Here is a 1,351-nt window from a genome sequence, read left to right as displayed (position 1 = left end):
GTGCTGGTCGCCGCGGCGCGGGTCAGTGCCGCGCTGATTCCGCTGGTGCTGGTGCCGCTCTTCGCCGTCTACCGGATGGCGCGGCTGACCAACGAGCAGCAGCACCTCGCCGCCGCCGACCCGCTGACCGGGCTGCCCAACCGCAAGGCCCTGCTCGCCGAGGTGGCGGAGCAGGTGCACGTGCACGCCGAGCGGACCGCCCGCGGTGAACCCGACGGGCAGTTGGCGCTGCTGCTGCTCGACCTGGACCGCTTCAAGAACGTCAACGACGCCCTCGGGCACGCCGTGGGTGACCGGCTGCTGGTCGAGGTCAGCGCCCGGCTCACCGACGTGCAGCCCCGGCCGCAGATGATCGCCCGGCTCGGCGGTGACGAGTTCGCCATCGTGATGACCGGGCTGAGCGACGTCGGTCAGGCGCGGGAGTTGGCCGACCGGGTCGTCCAGGCGCTGGCCGAGCCGGTGCCGCTCGACGGACTGCCGTTGGACGTGGGCGGGTCGATCGGGATTGCCCTATTCCCCGAGCACGGCGAGGACTTCGCCACCCTGATGCGCCACGCCGACGTGGCGATGTACGACGCCAAACACCGCAACGACACGGTGGCCGTGTACGCCCCGGAGTCCGACCACAACTCCGCCGAGCGACTCGGCCTCCTCGCCGACCTGCGCCGCGTGCTGGAGGTCAGCCCGTCGGCCGAGACGCCGGTCGACACCGAGCCGCCGGTCGCCGAGCCGCCGGTCGCCGAGCCGCCGGTCGCCGAGCCGCCGGTCGCCGAGCCGCCGGTCGCCGAGCCGCCGGTCGCCGAGCCGCCGGTCGACGCCGAGCCGGCTGTCGACGTACCAGTTGTCGCGACGGCGGAGGTGCGCGGCGGTGACGGGGCGGCGCTGCCCAGCGCGGCGGCGACCCGGCCCGCGTCAGCCGCGGACCCGGCGGTCGCCACGGCAACGCGGCACGGTGGTCGGTGGTGGGTACGCCGTCGACGCGCCGACGCCGAGCCGCGGCACTCCGACGAGCTGATCAACCAGATCGCCACCGGTGCCGACCCGATCCGGGGCCGCAACGCCCGGGCCACCGTCGACGGCACCCGTTCGGGCTCGGTCCGGGAGCGGCGCGCCGGGGGTGGGAACGGCCGTCGGTCCCCGAACGGGAGCGCGGTGGGCAGGGGACGTGGCGGGGCGCGCCGGGACGCCGGGCCGGGTACGCCCGGTCAGCCGCTCGAACCGACCGGGTGGGCGCACGCCGACGACGAACCGGCCGACGACGCCGGGGAAATCACCATGTACTACCAGCCGCAGATCGCCATCGCGACAGGTGAGGTGGTCGGGGGTGTCGCCACCGCAGCAGGGCCTCGAC

At 75.2% G+C, this 1,351-nt stretch carries 1 protein-coding gene; it reads left to right on the top strand.

Features of this window, described 5'->3' with window-relative positions:
* Nucleotides 1-1,351, top strand: a 1,351-nt coding sequence (locus KBX53_RS36720) for a GGDEF domain-containing protein (protein ID WP_247676572.1), incomplete at both ends; no start/stop codon positions are given.

The organism is Micromonospora sp. M51, assembly GCF_018070305.1.
GTDB classification, from domain to species: domain Bacteria; phylum Actinomycetota; class Actinomycetes; order Mycobacteriales; family Micromonosporaceae; genus Micromonospora; species Micromonospora parva.
This window is presented reverse-complemented; position numbering and strand designations above follow the sequence as displayed.